Genomic DNA, 18567 nt, shown 5'->3' on the forward strand with positions numbered 1-18567 from the left:
GCGCAGAGGTACGCAAAGTAGAGACGTAGTATTACTACGTCTCTATAAAAATATCTGGTTGTCTTTTGTTTTTTTAAAGTTATGGATTTTAGTTTATTTTATTTCGATGGTGATGGTTCTGTTGCGCTCCCTAACCAATACCAATTGTTAAGAAAAAGTGCTAAGTTTGCCGACGCTAACGGTTTTACGGCTGTTTGGACTCCAGAGCGACATTTTCACGCTTTTGGTGGTCTTTACCCAAATCCGGCTTTAACAAGTGCGGCTCTGGCGATGATTACTAAGCGGATACAGCTACGTGCTGGGAGTTTTGTCTTACCTTTACATGACCCTGTACGGGCTACGGAAGAATGGTCTGTAGTAGATAATTTATCAGATGGTAGGGTGGCGATCGCTTTTGCTTCTGGTTGGACTGTGGATGATTTTGTTTTGGCTCGTGAACCCCACTCTCACCGCAAAGCTGTCATGTGGCGTGATTTGGAGGTAATGCGGAAGCTATGGCGGGGTGAAGCTGTGGAACGTCAGGATGCTAATGGGAAAACTTTCACGGTGAAAACACTACCTCGACCTGTACAAGCAGAGCTTCCTATGTGGATGACTTGTCAATCTTCAGAAACTTTTGTGGAAGCAGGAAAATTAGGGTCAAATGTCTTGACTTCCTTATTAGGTGGTCCTCTTGATGATATTGTTCCGAAAATTAAACTTTACCGCAAGTCTTTAGAAAAGCACGGACACGACCCCCAAGGTGGAAAAGTGGCGTTGATGATTCATACCTTTTTGGGTGATGATATCAATGATGTGAAAGCAAAAGTCACACAGCCTTTTTGCCATTACCTGAAAACTCACTACGACTTGCTGGAAAATCTAGCTAAGGGTATGGGGTTAAATGTCAGTATCAAACACTTCTCTGAAGATGATATTGATAGTTTACTTCAATTCGGTGTCGAAGGATTTATGAAGGGGCGATCGCTCATTGGTACTCCCGAAAGTTGTCGTCCATTTGTTGAACAAATTCGTGCTGCTGGTGTAGATGAAATTGCTTGTTTAATTGATTTTGTCCAAGATTATGATTTAGTAATGGCAAGTTTACCATTTGTCAGCAAATTACAACAACAATTAACATTGAGTTTATGTAAGTAAAAAAACCATTGCCCTAACATAATATTCTCCTGCAAAGTAGAAATTTTGGGTTAGGGTACTGCTGAAAAATTCAACCGAAGCAATTTATTTTGTGCAGCCTTTCATGAAAAAATGGCAAATAACCACGATTATATGGGGAATATTAAATCTTACTTCAGGTTGTACAACATCCCAGGCAAATATTAATTTGAACTCTCAGATAGCAGTAGAACCAGCACCTGTAACTGCTGTTGTCGCCCTGGGACAAATCGAACCAGAAGGAGAAGTTATCAGACTCTCTGTTCCCAATGCTCAAGATAGTCGAGTTAACCAAATTTTGGTGAAGGAAGGCGATTTTGTCCAAAGAAATCAAATTATCGCGATTTTGCAGGGAATTGACCAATTAGAAGCTGATTTAAAGGATGCGGAGACTGATGTAAGTTTGCAGCAAGCAGAACTTTTAAAGGTGCAGCAAGGTGAGGCTAAAAAAGCTGAAATTGCTGCACAAACAGCTACTATTAATCGTTTAAAGGCGCAATTAAAAGCAGAAACTATCCAAAAACAAGCAGCTAGAAATATTGCAGATGCTACATTAGAAGAAGCACAATTAACTTATCAACGTCGTCAATATTTATCGACACAAGGTGCAATTTCTATTGCAGATGCAGACACGGCAAAACGAGAATTAGCAACTGCTGAAGCTACTTTAATGGAGCGCACAGCAGAATTAGATAAAACTATTACAACTTTACAAGCACAAATTCTTGAAGAAGAGGCAAGATTAACACAATTAACAGAAATACGTCCTGTAGATATAGAAATTGCTAACTTGCGGTTACAAAAAGCCAAAATTGCTGTTATTCAGAGGAAAGCTAGGCTAGAAAATGCAAAAGTCCGCGCTCCTGCTTTTGGTCAGATATTAAGAATAAACACCCGTATTGGTGAACAAGTTAACACTAGTCTAGGGATAGTGGAAATTGCTCGAACTGACCGAATGTTTGCTGTAGCTGAAGTTGCAGAAACTGATATTGACAAAATTCGTCTCGGACAACAAGCAACTATTAGCAGCGAATATGGTGGTTTTAGCGGTGATATTAAAGGTAATGTGGAACAAATTGCTTTACAGATTGGTAAAAGAACTCTTCAAGATGCAGCTAATACAAGAGGACCGACTACTGATGATAATTCACGGGTGATTGCTGTTAAAATTCGGATAGATCCTCAATATAATTCCCAGATTGCAGCTTTAACTTATATGTTAGTAAGAGTCAAAATTGATATTAATCAATAGTTCAGTTTTTTTTGAAGCAAATTTTGATAATAAATCATTGTTTGGCACAGGTAAAAAATATAATATAACAAATTAATGACACTTATTAGTAAGAAAGATCTATACTAAATAAAAAATATTTATGCTAAAGTCTACCCTGAAGAAAATTAAATTCCAGTATTCAATTGCTTGGTCACAATTATCGCATCAAAAAATGCGTCTTTTAGTGGCGATGGGAGGAATTGCATTTGCCAATATATTAATTTTTATGCAATTGGGTTTTAGGCAATTATTTACTAGTGGAGCTACTGTTTTACCCGAAAGTCTCAAAGGAGATTTATTTTTATTACATCCAGATAGCAGATTTTTAGGTGCAATTGAATTTGACCGCTTGCGGCTTTATCAAGCAGCAGGAATTAAAGGTGTTGCCGATACTATTCCTGTTTATATTAATTCAGGTGTTTCTTGGGCTTATACACAAAATTACCAATCTTATGAGGTAAGAATAGTTGCATTTAATCCTCAAAAAAAAGTTTTCAATATTGCTGAGATTAATCAGCAGCGTTATAAAATAAGTATGCCCAATAGTTTCTTATTTGATCGTTTTGCTCAACAAGAGTTAGGGAATATTGTTGAAGATTTTAGTAAAGCAGAATCTAAAAATACTCAACCTCATCAAATTAAAGTTTTAATTAATAGACGTAAAGCTGATATTGTCGGGCTTTTTAATCTTGGTAATTCCTTCTTTTTAGGTACTGGTAACTTAATTACTAGCGAAGCTAATTATCAAGAAATATTTGGCAATAATATTTTAAATAGAGTTAGTATTGGTATAGTGAATTTAAACCCAGATGTTAATCCAGATGCAGTGAAAGCTGGTATCAAAAAGAATGTCCCTGGGATTAATGTCTATTCTCATCAGGAATTGATAGCTAAAGAATTAAAATACCAAGAAGAAAATCCAGCCGGACTGATTTTTAGTTTTGGTGCAATCATGGGGTTTATTATTGGGGTGGTAATTGTATATCAAGTTTTGTATGCTGATGTGAGAGATCATTTAGCTGAATATGCGACGCTGAAAGCGATGGGTTATTCTGATATTTATCTCCTAGCAATTATTTTTCAAGAAGCGACCATTTTGACTATATTAGGTTTTATTCCTGGTTTTTTGGTATCTTTGAGTATGTACAATTTTCTCGCTAGTATGACACGTTTGGAGCTAGCGATGACACCTGAACTGGCTGTGATAGTATTTTTGTTAACTTTCGTTATGTGTATAGTTTCAGCTGCGATCGCTTCCAGTAAGCTTCGTTATGCTGATCCAGCCGACGTTTTTTAATAATTATTGAATACCCTATTATAGTATATCTAATCAGGAATTTCTATATATTTTGACAATAATTCTAACAATTGCACCCGATGAGAATGCAAAAAGAAATGATTTCCTGGTAGCATTTCTATAGAAAAATTATCAATTGTATGTTGTTTCCATGCTACTAATTTTTCTAGGGTAACTTCTGTATCTTCCCAACCTCCCAAGGCTGTGATTCCACAAGATAATGGTGCTGATTCTGTATAAATATAAGTTTCTAAAACCGCAAAATCTGCCCTTAAAGTTGGTGAGAATAATTTCATAAATTCTCTATTTTCTAATATTGCTGCTGGCGTACCATTAAAACGGCGTAACTCTTGGATAAACTCTGGCTGTGGTAAATTATGAATGGGTGGCTTTGTTTCAAGAATATGAGGCGCTCTTGCACCAGAGATGAATAAATGTAATGGCTTTAAATCATGTTTTTGCTGCAAATAACGTGCTAACTCAAAAGATATTAAACCACCCATGCTATGACCAAAGAAAGCAAAGGGTTGATTTAAATTTGGTAATATTTCTTGGCTTAGTGCATTTATTAAAGATTTGAGATGATTAAAAGGTGTTTCAATTAGCCGATTTTCTCTTCCTGGTAACTGCACTGCACAAATTTCTATTTCGCGGTTTAATTGTTTGTACCATTCCCGAAAAATAGATGCTCCACCTCCAGCATAGGGAAAGCAAAATAACCGTAATTTTGCTTGGGGATTTGGTTGAGGAAATATTAGCCAAGGATTTTTGGTTTTAATAAAGTTCATCATCAAAGGTTGTAATTTTTTATAGCGATTCCCAAATAGGTACTATTACCGCGTACCTTTGGGTCTTTGCGTGAGGCAGATACCAATATATTACATTAAAAATGGTTATTTTCTGGTTTCTGCTTTCTGAATTTGATTAATTTTAACCATTCTCTAAAAGGTAAAATGGCTGCTTCCCAAAGATGATTATGAGTTTCTCCTGTTGTCAGTCCGGTTGGGGGAAACTCTCCCTTTTGCGGATGATAATAAGAGCCAAAAATAATATCCCAAATAGGAAAAAAGACGGCATAATTTTTATCAATGTGTTCTGGTTGATACGAGTGGTGAATTCTGTGATATTGTGGACTAACAATGATAGGGGATAATTTGCCTGCTCCTAACCGTAAATTCATGTGAATAAACTGTAACCACAAAACTTGTATGAATGCTAAGAAACCCGATGGTATGGGTTGAAGATTAAATAATAAGGTCATAGGCAGGACTATAAATAAGAGAACCAATGGCTCTTCTAACCAATGTACTCTTCTAGAACTGGTAACATTTAAAGAAACTTCGCTATGATGAAATTTATGCTGTTCCCATAAAAATGAATTGGTATGTTGGCATCGGTGAAACCAATAATAAAAAAAGTCAACAATCAACAAGTAAAGTATGACTCCAAAAAATGCTTCTATCCAATTTCTGGGTTCTGGGAAAGTTAAATAGGCTCCACCTAACCAAGTACGTGTTAATTCTACTAATGTGGCAATACCAATAGCATTCATTAAAAATGCCAATAAAGTATAAACAATGTACCACTTTAAGTTAAAAAGAATATGACGAAATGGCTGGTTTGGCTCGGCTGGGCGCAATCTTTCGATGAGAATAAATACACCATACATCAGAAGTCCTTGCAGCACATATTTGACGAAGATGGAGATATTATCAATCCATTCCATAATTAATCAACCTATTTTTTGTGTGGGTAATACGGCGGAATACGGTTCAGTAAAAGAACCACACTCTTTGCTAAAATCATTTTAAAATTTAGCAACTTGCAAACTTTTCTGTGAGACAATGATTTTACTAATTTACCACAAGTATACTAAGTTAGTTGCAAATCTATCTCAATTTATGCGGTGAGATGTATGATTAATTGGAGTATTTTCTTGGCTGCACTTGGCAGTACAGGGATTGAATTTTTAGAAGTGGTGGCGATCGCCTATGCTATTGGTAGTTCTGGCTATGTTAGAGAGGCTATTTGGGGTTCCCTCGTTGGCTTAATAGTAGTCTTAGCTGTGGCGATCGCACTAGGAAATGGGTTACAATTTTTACCACTACAACCATTACAAATCCTGATTGGATCATTGCTGTTGTGGTTCGGCTGGGGATGGGCAAAGAAGTCTGTAAGCAGACTAGCAAGCGGGAGACGAGCCGGTTGGATCGATGATCAGGTATTAGAAAAAGAAGGTATTACATTAGACCAAGAATCCCCAGGATTTAGCAAACTCAATTTCTTGATTATGACCAAAAGCGTGGCTCTGGAAGCCTTGGAAATTGTTGTGATTGTCATCACTTTAGGTTTAGCAACCAGTGCATGGTATGAGGCGATCGCAGGTACTGGGTTAGCATTATTATTATCCTTAGTAATGATAATTTTCTTACATCAATATTTGTTAAAACTGCCAGAAGTGTTAATCAAACTAGGTGCTGGAGTCATGCTCAGTGCAATGGGAACCTTCTGGTTAGGGGAAGGTATAGGGCTAGAATTTCCCTTAGATGAATTTTTCATCTTGATTTTAATCACATTTTACAGTTTCACGGCAGTATTTTCCGTGTATTGGCTCAAAAATCAACTGGTGACATGAGAAAATTCAATGATGATTGTCGTTACTGCTCCGTAGTTTCTCAAGCTAACCGGGAAGATCCCATTGGTACAGCCGGCACAGTAGATGAATGGCTGCTGGTGGAAGTACCCCAACCGTGGAAAACCGATCTTTGGCAACAAAAACCACAGTTTCAACCACTGCTGCAAGTTGTAGAAAAGTTAGCATCTCAACCTTTACGATACTTCAAAACTCGACTATTAGCGATCGCACCCCATAAAATTCACACTCATCCAGAACTCGTCCGCATTTTTCACTACAAACGTCCAGCCAAACTATTTGCTCAATACACCAAGCAAGAATATTTACTTCCCCTGGCTGAAATTGCGTCCCTTGCAGAAGCTATATTATTCCAACCCCGCCAACTCATCCGCTTTCAAACCTACCAACAACCAACAGCACACATTCGGGAAATTCTCATCTGTACCCATGCTAACTATGACCGAGCTTGTGGCAAATTTGGTTATCCCCTTTACCGACAACTACAAAAAAAATATGCCACAGCTACAGAAAACCTGCGAGTGTGGCAAACTAATCATTTTGGCGGACATCAATTTGCTCCCACATTAATTGACTTTCCCAACGGACAAATTTGGGGACATTTAGAACTTGATATTTTAGATTGTTTAATTTATCGTCAAGGTGATGTTTCTCAATTGCGCCCTTTCTACCGTGGTTGGACAGGTTTGAGCAAATTTGAGCAAATAGCAGAACGGGAAATTTGGATGCAGCAGGGGTGGAACTGGTTGGAATATCCCAAAAGTGGGCGCATATTGGCGCAGGAACCAGGAGGAATCGTAAAAATGGTTCTAAAAACTATTTTTAACTGCCTTCCCTTCCCCAAATTAAAACTTTTAGTTGCACGGTGGAATGAGCAAGCAACATGGACTAAAGTCCAAATTAGTTACAATGGGGGTGCATACTCAGCCCTCGTCAAACAAACCGGAACAGTGACAACAAAACTCAAATCCGGCGATGATGTCCCTTTGACAAGGGTTAATCAGTATGCTGTGGAAAAACTGCTAAAAATAGATTAAATTTTTTCCACACTCAAACCCGATGCAATAACGGCCTTTTGGCACAAATCTAGAGAAGGATCACCGGCTATCACCACTCGCTGCAAACGATGAGCGATCGCTATCATATCTTCTTGTGGCAACCAGGGAAACACTACCAACTCACCTGACTGAGAAAACATCGTAATTAGTTGCTCTAAAGTATTTGTTTGTAAATCCGCAGGTTGAAGCACAATCAAGGTTCTAGCTTCTTCAATCAGCCACTCATGATCCCAATCATCCGCAGTCACAGCCACAGCCAAAGCAATAGCAGGGATATTCGTAAAAAACTTGGGTGAAGCTGTATCTCCATGAAATATCAAATGCTGCTTACCTAAGCGTAACCATTGACTACTACTTGGGTTCGCAGTAATTTCTTGGACTTTTTGCTCAATAACATTACTATAATTAGAGATAATTTCTGATGTTGGATGCTGTGGTAATTCTTCTGATTTTTCAGCTACTTTTTCGGCTTGATGCTTAATATTGTGGACTAATTCCTTATGGGTGATGCGTTTACCTGTTTTCGCTTCTTGTAAATATTGCTCACGCAAATTTTCCGGCGTGGAAGGCGCAGCCAAAAGATAAAGAGCCGAGGTAGCAATATCAATTTGTGCAAGATTTGCACGATTCCCAAAAGTTTCGTACACGTTAATAAAATTATAAGCAGTGCGACGACTCCAACCAAATTCAGCTTTTAGCCAAGTCTCAAACTGGCCATGCTTCAATTGAGCGCGCACCTCCGCCAAACTTTGTCCAATTTCCCAAATATCTTGAGCAGTTTTTCGCAACTGTTCTCTAATTTCGCTGGTACGTTGCTCAACGAGCGATCGCTGTTCGGGAGTGAGAATGCCATAATCAAAACTAGCTAAAATATTCTCTTTCGGATTCTTACGTTTGGAATTAATCATAATGATCAGTTTGTAAATCCATTAAATAAAGGTTTCACCTACCTTAGCTCGCTGACAGGACAAAAAATCACAAGTCTATTTTACTCAGTTATAACCCCTATGTTAATATATTATGTGGTTTATTAAGCCGAAAATAACTATAAACTTAGCAATACTACTTGCATACAAACATTTTAACTTTAATTATTCTCAATCTTTTACCGTAATATTACTTGATTCCACCCCAGTCTATTTTATAAAAAATACACTGATTTATTTTTCTACTTTAAGCTCTAAAGATGACTGAGTAAAAGCCCTGTTGCTTGAAAGCATCGCTCTATAAAAACTGTCGCATTCAGTACAAATACGGGTATATCTTTTTTGCCCCAAACTTTTGCTAGCAGCATTTTTAACAGAGTCTTCTGTGCCTATTAATTGATGTGACAACAAAAAGACTTGACAAAGTAGGCTATTTATTGGTTTATTGAGAATAATTGTTAAAGAATTTAAGTAATCAATGAAACACCAAAAAGCTCAGAAGCTCATTTGTCTAGTACCCATTTCCTAGCAAGGAATGGGGGTTTCCAATCTTCTTTCTTCCCAGGAAAAAGGTTTAGACACAGGCTGGCACTATACTTTCAAGTTTCAAGAATAGCCTCTAAACTAGACAGAAGCTAATTTTCGCCTTGACTAAATCTGAGGATGAATTAACATTTTGCAAAATCACTACTGATTTTCTGTAATCGCTAGGTAGTCAATTAACGACGTTTTTTAGTCTCACGTACCATCAAAACACGCAAAATCAAAAATACACAAATGATAATAGATTCTAAATATCGAATCATTATGTAAATTTGGAATATTTTTGTCGCAAATTTCAGGTGTAAATGAATAGCTACAACCAACAATTTTTCGCTAACTTATGAAAACCCCCTTGCTACCATCGGTAAACAGTTCCTTGTTAGAAGTTGATCATGTTTTTATTTGTCTGGAGACAGCACCGGAAGTAGAATTTTTTGCCAAACATGGACTAACTGTTTCTCCCACTTCCGTCAAACAACCAGAACGAGGTACAGCTTCGCAGATTATTTTTTTTGAGAATTTTTATTTAGAATTTATCTGGGTTGAGGATGAAATCGCTGCGGAAATTTATGCAGTTCGTACAGGTATAGATTTTTTAGGGCGGACTTATGAGTATAACAATAAATATTCTCCCTTTGGAATTGCTCTACGTCAGCAATCTGGGAGGAAAGCCTTTCTAGACCAGTATAATTTTAGCTATTCATCACCAGAAAAATCCGAATTATTACTAAGTTTTTCCAGGGAAAATTTAGTCACTCAAACCGAACCATTGTGTTTTGTCATTCCTGATGCGATCGCTCTGCCTACACTAGCAAGAAATTTTCCCAATTTACAATACCAGTGGATGTCCCATAGCTTGGGGCTAAAAAAAATCACAGGAATGGAGATTTCTAGCACTTGTGAAAATGCTTTGAGTCAACCTTTAGCGCTGTTATCACAAGATGGCGTAGTGCAAATTGAGTATGGCTCACCCTGTATCCAATTACACTTTGATAATTGTGTAAAACGAGGCGTAATAGATGCGCGCAAAATTGATATTCCTCTGATATTGCAATTTTAGATACAGAGGTGATCATCTCATGGGTTTGAGAAATCGTCAAATATGGCAAATTGTCCAACCATACTGGTTATCTCGTTGGCGTGAGAGCAAAATAGCGATCGCGCAGTTAATCATGCTGGTAATCTTATCATTAGGCAGTAGTTATTTCATAATTTTTGAAATTTTCCAACGTGGTGAACTCACATCTTCCTTAGCAGCGCAAAACGCCAATAGATTTTATCAAGCATTTTGGTTTTTTAGTGGCGTTGTCATAATTAACATTTTATTTATATCCCTAAAAAACTATATCCAAGCACAACTCAGTCTTGACTGGCGCAAATGGGTGACATCTGACTATCTCCAAGAATATTTTCAACAACAAGCTTTTTATCAATTGCTAACTAACTCTAACATTGATAATCCAGATCAACGTTTAGCCGAAGACATAAAAAATGTCACCCAAACTTTAGTAGCATTATTTGTAATTTTACTAGATTCTTTAGTGCAGTTAATTGGTTTTATCGGCGTACTGTGGTTGATTTCTCCCATCCTGATGTACTCTTTAGTAATTTATGCCGGACTCGGTTCACTGTTGACAACATTGGTATTTGGCAAAGTTTTAATGGGAATAAACCTTGAGAAACTAAAGCGAGAAGCTGACTTTCGCTATGGTTTAGTTAGAGTCAGAGAAAATGCCGAATCTATCGCCTTTTACGGTGGACAAAACCAGGAATTACAACAAATTAAACAAAAATTTATCCGCGTATTTGCCAATATAAAACGTTTAATTCGTTGGCAATTTCAGCTAAATGTTTTTCAGAATGGTTATCAATTTATCACCTTTATTTTACCCTTTATTATTTTAGCACCGCGCATATTTGACCGTGAACTAGAAATAGGTGCTGTTACCCAAGCTCAAGCAGCCTTTGAAAGAGTAGGATTAGCACTGGGATTAATTATTACTCAATTCAATCAAATCAGTGTCTTAGCCGCAGGAACTCAACGACTGACAGAACTTAAAAATGGCATACAAAAATTATCCTCTCTCCCCCCAGAAGATAAAATAAAAATCTTAGAAAATAGATATATTGCAGTTAAAAATCTGACCTTAGAGACTCCCAAACAAATCAGTTTAATTAAAGATTTATCTCTAACTGTACAGCCAGGTGAATCATTAATTATTGTCGGAGTTAGTGGTGTAGGTAAAACTTCCCTATTACGTGCTATCGCAGGGTTATGGGTACATGGAAAAGGGAAAATAGAACGCCCACCTAATGAGCATATATTATTTCTGCCTCAACGTCCATATATGCCTTGGGGAAGCTTACGACAGCAATTAATTTATCCCCTCACAGAAACTAATATTCAGCCTGAAATCCTGCTAAAAATTCTTCAAGAAGTACATTTACCGGATTTAGCTACACGTCACGGAGGCTTAGATGCTGTTATTGATTGGTCAAGGGTGTTATCTTTAGGAGAACAACAAAGACTCGCCTTTGCTCGGTTGTTAGTAATTAAACCAAAATATGCCATTCTGGATGAATCAACCAGTGCCTTAGATGTTGAAACTGAAGCCGGTTTATACCAAAAGCTGCAAACAACATCAATCACTTATATTAGTGTCGGACACCGTAAAGAATTGTTGAATTATCATCAACTTGTATTAGAACTAGCAGAGCAGCAAAAATGGCAATTATTGGCAAGAACAGATTATGAAAAATTCAGCAATGTCTGATAAATTTGATTATGGCTTACTACGGCAGTTTGGGCGAATTGTAAAACTTTATTGGTTATCATCACAAAAATGGCAAGCGATCGCCTCCCTAATATTACTGATATTTCTCTCATTCATTAGCACCGCTATCATGGTAGGCGTGAGTATTTTTTTGGGAGAATTAGAATCATCCCTAGCAGCAGTAGATAACAACCGATTTTTGCAAGCAGTTCTCACCTTCCTGGGAATATTACTAATTGGAGTCCCCATACTTTCCCTAAAAGTATACGTACAATCCCGATTAAGCTTATCTTGGCGACAATGGTTAACAGAATACTTTCTGCATCAATACCTACATCAACGGAATTTTTACGAGCTTACCATAACTGCGGACATTGATAACCCCGACCAGCGCATTGGTGAAGATATCGAAAATTTTACCCAACAATCACTCTATTTTGCCGTTGTTCTATGGGACTCCATTTTACTGCTCATTGCCTTCTCTGGAGTCCTATGGCGCATCTCTCCTGCGTTAATGGTTTTTTTAATCATTTACGCCATTGCAGGCACTGTCATCACGACAATAGTCTTTGGGCGAACTTTAGTAGGAATTAACTTTGAACAACTCAAACGAGAAGCGGATTTTCGTTATGGTTTAATTCGTGTCCGAGATCATGCAGAGGCGATCGCATTTTATCAAGGAGAAGCGGTAGAATATCAAGAACTGTGGCAGCGTTTCTTGCGTGTATTTAGTAACTTTACCCACCTAATTCGTTGGCAATTGGGCTTAGATTTATTTCAAAACAGTTATCAATACATCACATTTTTGTTACCAACATTTATTTTAGCTCCTCAGATTCTCACAGGCGAATTAGAACTAGGCGTATCAACACAAGCTGGAGTAGCCTTTCGGAGTATCTTAATTGCATTAGGTTTAGTCGTCAGCCAATTTGAGCAACTAAGTAACTTAGCCGCAGCAGTAACTAGGTTAGATGAATTACAAAACAGCCTCAAAGAATTACAAAACCCCACCCACCTGAGTCAACCACGACTTAACACAGTGGAAAGTTCCGGAATCAGTTTTGAGAACGTCACCCTACAAACCCCCGATTATCAGAAAATTTTAGTACAAGACTTATCCTTTAGCATTTCCCCTGGACAATCCCTATTAATAACTGGTAAAAGTGGTGTAGGTAAAACCTCACTATTGCGTGCCTTAGCCGGACTGTGGCAAGCTGGTACAGGAACCATAACTCACCCAAAGCGTTCCGACTTACTATTTTTACCGCAACGTCCCTACATGATTCTCGGCAGCTTGAGAGAACAGCTACTATATCCCCAACTTAATCACAGCATACCAGAAAATCAGCTCTTAGAAACTTTACAGCAAGTCAACTTAACAGACTTAGTACAACGCTTTGGCGGCTTAGACATAACTACCGACTGGGGAACAGTATTATCAATAGGAGAACAACAAAGATTAGCCTTTGCCCGCCTACTTTTGCAATCTCCCCAGTACGCAATTCTAGACGAAGCCACCAGCGCCTTAGACGAAACCAACCAAACCTTACTATATCAACAACTACAGCAAACCGAAATCACCTATATCAGCGTTGGACATCGAACCTCATTGCGCTCTTTCCATCCCTGGCTATTAGAACTCAAAAACAATAATAATCGCCTCAAACCAATCAAAACTTCGCGTTCCTCCGCGTGAACCTCTGCGCCCCTTTGCGTTAAAAAATCATTACGCAAAATTATGAAAAACGAACCACAAAGGACACAAAGGACACAAAGTAAAGAGGATTTCACAGAGTTATTGCGTAAGTCCTAAAAATCAAACATTCACATCCCCCACTAGACTTAATAACAAAAACTTGCAATAATTAAACTCTAACTCTCCGCGCCTGGTGCGTGCAATAAATTCTCCCATTCAGCACATTGAGATGAAATCTTCCGAACCAAGCATCAACCAGGAACTAAAAAACCGCATAGCCGCCCTACCGCCAGAAAAACGAGTATTATTTGAGCAAATTCTCCGCCAACAAACCAATTCCGGCAAATTTTCCCCGCAAAAAACTATTCCCCGTCGTCAAGAAAATACCGAATTACCCCTTTCTTTAGCACAGGAAAGATTGTGGTTTCTCGATCAAATTGATCCTCACAATTGTGCATATAATATTGCTATTAGTTGGCAATTAACTGGCAACCTCAACATTCCCGCTTTATTTACCAGTTTACAAACAATTATCCACAGACACGAAAGCTTAAGAACTGCTTTTCCATCCCAGGAAGGTAAACCCTATCAAGAAGTTTTCCCAACGGTTGACTTACAATTACCAGTTATCGACTTACAAAGTTTACCACCACAACAGCAAACACAAGCAGCTGAAAATTTAGCCAAACTAGAAGCTAGTCAACCCTTCGATTTAACTCAAGCGCCTCTGATGCGGGTAAAATTAATTCGCCTCACACCCCATCAAACTACTTTACTGCTGACTTTACATCATATCATTGCCGATGGCTGGTCACGGGGAATTTTATTGCGGGAGTTGGCGATTTGTTACCGTGCGTTTATCAAGGGTGAAAAACCATCTTTACCAGAATTACCGATTCAGTATGCAGATTTCGCCCTGTGGCAGAGGGAATGGCTACAAAAGGAGGAAATGACAGCACAATTGGCGTATTGGCGACAAAAATTAGCTGCATTACCAACTCTAGAACTACCAACCGATTACCCACGCAGCCCCCTGCAAAAGTTTCAAGGAAAAACTGAGTCTTATTTATTGCCAAAAAACCTGTTAGAATCACTCAAAAATTTGAGTAAGCAGCAAGGCGTAACTTTGTTTATGTTGTTGCTAACAGCGTTTAAAATTTTATTACATCGTTATTCTCAACAAGATGAGATTGTTTTAGGAGTACCCAGTGCTAATCGCGATCGCCAAGAAATAGAAGGGTTAATTGGCTTTTTTGTCAACACATTAGTATTAAGAACAGATATATCTGGAAATCCTACCTTCCAAACCCTCCTCGAACGGATACGCACAACCGCCGCAGACGCTTATCAGCATCAAGAAATTCCCTTCGCCAAAGTGGTAGAAGCATTGCAAATAGAACGGGATTTAAGCCATAATCCCCTTGTGCAAGTGATGTTTCAGGTACAAAATGCAGCGTACCAATTACAAAATGATACTCATTTAGATTTACAACTACCAGATTTAGAAATTCAGCAAACTTGGGTAGAAACTGGCGCAACCAAATTTGACTTAACTTGTCATTTGGTAGAACGTTCGGAAGGTTTGCTAGTGGTGATGGAATATTGCACAGATTTATTTGAACAGCAAACTATCACCCGAATGATTCAACATTTGCGGATGATACTAACCGCAGTGGTGGAAAACTCCAGCCGCAAAATTTCCGAAATCTCCATTCTCACCCCCGAAGAAGAACATCAAATATTGGTGGAATGGAATCAAACTCAGGTAAATTATCCCCAAAAGTGGTTACATCAACTATTTGAGTCTCAAGTTGAACGTACACCTGATCATATTGCTGTTTGTTATCGAGAGCAAAACCTAACTTATCAAGAACTCAACAGCAAAGCCAATCAACTGGCGTATCACTTACAAAATTTGGGTATTGGCTGTGAGTCTTTAGTGGGGATTTATTTAGAACGTTCACCAGAATTAATCATCGCCTTACTAGCAGTTCTGAAAGCTGGAGGTGCTTATGTACCCCTAGATAGCAAACTACCACCAGAACGTTTAGCCTATATGCTTCAGGATGCCAAACCTGAAATTTTACTGACAATGGCTGCATCAGTGGCAACATTACCAAACTATGAAGGCACTGTACTGTGTTTAGATGAAGATTGGCAAATCATCGCTCAAAATCCAGAAAACAACCGAAATCACATTGTTACAGGTGAAAATCTAGCTTATATAATTTATACTTCAGGTTCTACTGGTACACCAAAGGGAGTCATGCTTACCCATCGAGGATTAGAAAATTACCTCCACTGGGCAATTGCAACATATCCGGTAACAGCCGGAATGGGTGTACCCGTGCAATCTGCCATTAGTTTTGATGCCACCATTACCAGTTTATATCCTCCCCTGCTCGTTGGTAAAGCTGTGATCTTGTTACCAGAAACAGAGGAAATCGCAGCACTGAGTAACGCCCTGAGTTCTGCAACTAATTTTAGTCTAGTTAAGCTCACCCCAGCCCATTTGAGCATACTGTCTCAGCTTCTACCCCAACCTAGCTTTTCAGATGATTTAGAAAACCCCTCTCCAAACCTCTCCCCTACAAGGAGAGAGGCTTTAACTTTTCCCCCTTCCCTAGTAGGGAAGGGGGTTAGGGGGTTAGGTTTTCCAGATGATGTGAAAAGTCAGCTATCCCCACCAGTGCAAACTGGATATCCCCAAGCATTGATTATTGGTGGCGAAGCACTCACCGAACAGCATTTAGAATTTTGGCGGCGTTATTTTCCCCAAACAAGGCTAATTAATGAATATGGCCCCACGGAAACTGTTGTGGGTTGCTGTGTTTATGATGCCACAGATATACCATTAACTAATGCTAATGTTCCTATTGGTCGTCCTATTGCCAATACTCAACTTTATATTTTAGACCAATATTTGCAACCCGTACCTGTAGGCGTTCCCGGTGAACTCTTCATTGGTGGTGCAGGAGTGGCGAGGGGTTATTTAAATCGCCCGGATTTAACGGCTAAAAGGTTTATTGATCAATTTAAAATTCAAAAATTAGTTACTCCACAGTCAACAGTCAACGGTCAACAGTCAACAGTTAGCACTCTCTATAAAACAGGCGATCGCACCCGCTACCGCCCTGATGGTACAATTGAATACCTTGGAAGACTAGACAACCAAGTTAAAATTCGGGGATTTCGGATAGAGTTGGGGGAAATTGCCGCCAGTCTGAAAACTCATCCTTCCGTGCAGGAAGCAGTAGTCATCCTACGAACAGACCACCCAAATCAGCCCCAGTTGGTTGCTTACCTGGTCGGGAATCAAATCAACTCAGAATTAACAGATTTTCGGCAATATTTAGCTCCTAAATTACCAGCTTATATGTTACCTTCAGCCTTCGTGTGGCTGGAGCAATTACCCTTAACCACTAACGGTAAAGTTGATAAATTACAACTTCCAGCCCCCCCAGCCAAGGCACAATCAAAGCAAATCGCAGCACGTACAGCCACAGAAATCATCCTGGTAAAAATATGGTCAGAAGTTCTCGGTTCTACCATTGGCATTCAAGATAATTTCTTTGAACATGGGGTAGATTCCATACTCAGTATTCAAATGGTAGCAAAGGCCAATCAAGCAGGAATTAAATTAACTCCCAAACAATTATTCCAACATCAAACCATCGCCGAACTAGCCCCACTGGTAGAAATCGCCCCCGAAACCGCAGCCGAACAAGGATTAGTCACAGGGATAGTGGCTTTAACACCCATTCAGCATTGGCTATTTGAGCAAAATTTGCACAATTGGGATCATTTTAACCAAGCTGTTCTCTTAGAAGTAGCAGCCGACTTAGAAGCAAATTATTTGAGACAAGCAATTGAGGAATTAGTATTACATCATGATATCTTGCGTTCTTGTTTTGTACATCTTTCCTTAAACGGTACATGGGAACAAAATATAATTCCCAGATTGGAAAACGAGGGTATGCTGACAGTTATTAATTTAGCAGAATTACCAAAAAACCAACAAACCCAGCAAATTGAGTTCATAGCATCCCAACTCCAAGCTAGTTTAGACTTAGCCACCGGGAAATTATTTCAGGTAGCCTTATTTCAACTGGGAAATGGTGAACATGATGGCCTCTTATTTATCATGCACCATTTGGTAATTGATGGAGTTTCATGGCGGATATTGCTAGAAGATTTAGTCACAGCCTATCAACAGCTAAAAGTCAATCAAACTCCTGTACAATTACCAGCAAAAACTACATCTTTCCCAGCATGGGCGCAAAGTTTAGTAAATTATGCAAAATCTGAGAAAATAGAGGCAGAATTAACAACTTGGTTAGAACTTCTCCCCCAAGAATCACTCCCATATCAACTTCCCCAACTTGTCAAAGAAAAAGAATATAACACTGTTGCATCTGAAGCGGAAATTCAGGTTACACTAGATAGCAGTCAAACTCGCGCCTTACTAGAAGCAGTACCCAAAGCCTACCAGACAGAAATAAATGATGTATTGTTAACAGCTTTAGCACTGACCTTGAGACAATGGACAAAACAAAGTTCCTTGCTGATTGATTTAGAAGCACATGGAAGAGAAGATTTATTTACTAACACAAACATTACTCGGACAGTGGGTTGGTTTACAACAATTTTCCCAGTATTTTTAGAGTTAAAAACTACCAATGATTTGGGAGTAAATTTAAAATATGTTAAGGAACACCTGCGACGAATTCCCCAAAAAGGCATTGGTTATGGAATCTTAAGATATTTAAGCACAAATAAAAATTTGTCCCAGACTTTACAAGCACTACCCCAATCTGCTATTAGTTTTAATTACTTGGGACAAATAGATTTATTTTCCTCCCAAGCATGGATTCTGGGACTAGCAAAAGAATCCACAGGATTATCATCCCATCCTCTAAATGCGCGTCGATATGTATTAAATATCAATGCTTGGATAGCTCAATCTCAGTTACAAATTCAATTGCGGTACAGTCATAACTTACATGACAAAGCCACCATTGAATATTTAGCCCAGGAATTTATTAAAACACTACAAGCAATAATTCAACATTGTCAATCAGCAGAAAATGGTGGTTACACACCGTCTGATTTTGCAGGTGCGCGTTTGAATCAGCAACAACTCGACAAAATTTTAAACAAGCTTCAGCCCAAAAAAAGGTAGTGAAAGTGGA

The 18567-nt window shown here is 38.6% G+C and carries 12 protein-coding genes; 9 read left to right on the forward strand and 3 right to left on the reverse strand.

Annotated features, from left to right (window positions below; genetic code table 11):
- The first annotated feature begins 81 nt into the window (after positions 1 to 81).
- The 3 genes from NSP_RS11825 to devC all read left to right on the forward strand — a co-directional run bounded on the left by NSP_RS11825 (position 82) and on the right by devC (position 3725).
- A complete protein-coding gene (locus NSP_RS11825) occupies positions 82 to 1137 on the forward strand; it encodes an LLM class flavin-dependent oxidoreductase (RefSeq protein ID WP_006194137.1) in 1056 nt (351 codons plus the stop codon).
- A gap of 187 nt (positions 1138 to 1324) precedes the next feature.
- Entirely contained in the window at positions 1325 to 2407 is a 1083-nt protein-coding gene (locus NSP_RS11830; RefSeq protein WP_231859580.1) for an HlyD family efflux transporter periplasmic adaptor subunit, read from the forward strand.
- Between the two features lie 121 nt (positions 2408 to 2528).
- On the forward strand, positions 2529 to 3725 hold the full coding sequence (devC, locus tag NSP_RS11835) for an ABC transporter permease DevC (RefSeq protein WP_006194139.1): 1197 nt from the start codon (positions 2529 to 2531) through the stop codon (positions 3723 to 3725).
- Positions 3726 to 3754: 29 nt separating this feature from the next.
- On the opposite strand, the gene NSP_RS11840 is transcribed toward devC, so the two are convergent.
- Positions 3755 to 4513 carry a thioesterase II family protein gene (locus NSP_RS11840; protein ID WP_006194140.1) on the reverse strand — a complete coding sequence of 253 codons (759 nt, stop codon included), beginning with the start codon at positions 4511 to 4513 and terminating at the stop codon, positions 3755 to 3757.
- A 95-nt stretch (positions 4514 to 4608) separates the two neighbouring features.
- Positions 4609 to 5451, reverse strand: coding sequence for a sterol desaturase family protein (locus NSP_RS11845; protein WP_006194141.1), 843 nt, complete (start codon positions 5449 to 5451; stop codon positions 4609 to 4611).
- Between the two features lie 189 nt (positions 5452 to 5640).
- Here NSP_RS11845 and NSP_RS11850 point away from each other — a divergent pair, with 189 nt between their 5' ends.
- Both NSP_RS11850 and NSP_RS11855 read left to right on the forward strand, forming a co-directional pair.
- Positions 5641 to 6360: a COG4280 domain-containing protein gene (locus NSP_RS11850; protein WP_006194142.1), complete on the forward strand. Its 720-nt coding sequence runs from the start codon at positions 5641 to 5643 to the stop codon at positions 6358 to 6360.
- Entirely contained in the window at positions 6357 to 7415 is a 1059-nt protein-coding gene (locus NSP_RS11855) for a sucrase ferredoxin (RefSeq protein ID WP_006194143.1), read from the forward strand. The genes NSP_RS11850 and NSP_RS11855 overlap by 4 nt, the downstream gene beginning before the upstream one ends.
- Here NSP_RS11855 and NSP_RS11860 read toward each other — a convergent pair.
- Positions 7412 to 8344 carry a DUF3102 domain-containing protein gene (locus NSP_RS11860; protein WP_006194144.1) on the reverse strand — a complete coding sequence of 311 codons (933 nt, stop codon included), beginning with the start codon at positions 8342 to 8344 and terminating at the stop codon, positions 7412 to 7414. The genes NSP_RS11855 and NSP_RS11860 overlap by 4 nt on opposite strands.
- Before the next feature lie 901 nt (positions 8345 to 9245).
- Between NSP_RS11860 and NSP_RS11865 the strand changes: the two genes are divergently transcribed.
- The 4 genes from NSP_RS11865 (at position 9246) to NSP_RS11880 (ending at position 18557) form a co-directional block, all read left to right on the forward strand.
- Complete coding sequence (locus tag NSP_RS11865; RefSeq protein WP_006194145.1) at positions 9246 to 9965, forward strand: VOC family protein; 720 nt, start codon at positions 9246 to 9248, stop codon at positions 9963 to 9965.
- A gap of 19 nt (positions 9966 to 9984) precedes the next feature.
- Entirely contained in the window at positions 9985 to 11679 is a 1695-nt protein-coding gene (locus NSP_RS11870) for an ABC transporter ATP-binding protein/permease (protein WP_006194146.1), read from the forward strand.
- The gene (locus NSP_RS11875; RefSeq protein ID WP_006194147.1) at positions 11657 to 13375 is read left to right on the forward strand and encodes an ABC transporter ATP-binding protein/permease; all 1719 of its coding nucleotides are present in this window, start codon (positions 11657 to 11659) and stop codon (positions 13373 to 13375) included. Before NSP_RS11870 ends, NSP_RS11875 begins: the two co-directional genes overlap by 23 nt.
- Before the next feature lie 229 nt (positions 13376 to 13604).
- A complete protein-coding gene (locus tag NSP_RS11880; protein ID WP_006194148.1) occupies positions 13605 to 18557 on the forward strand; it encodes a condensation domain-containing protein in 4953 nt (1650 codons plus the stop codon).
- Positions 18558 to 18567 lie beyond the last annotated feature (10 nt).

This window comes from Nodularia spumigena CCY9414, from assembly GCF_000340565.2.
Taxonomy (GTDB): Bacteria; Cyanobacteriota; Cyanobacteriia; order Cyanobacteriales; family Nostocaceae; genus Nodularia; species Nodularia spumigena.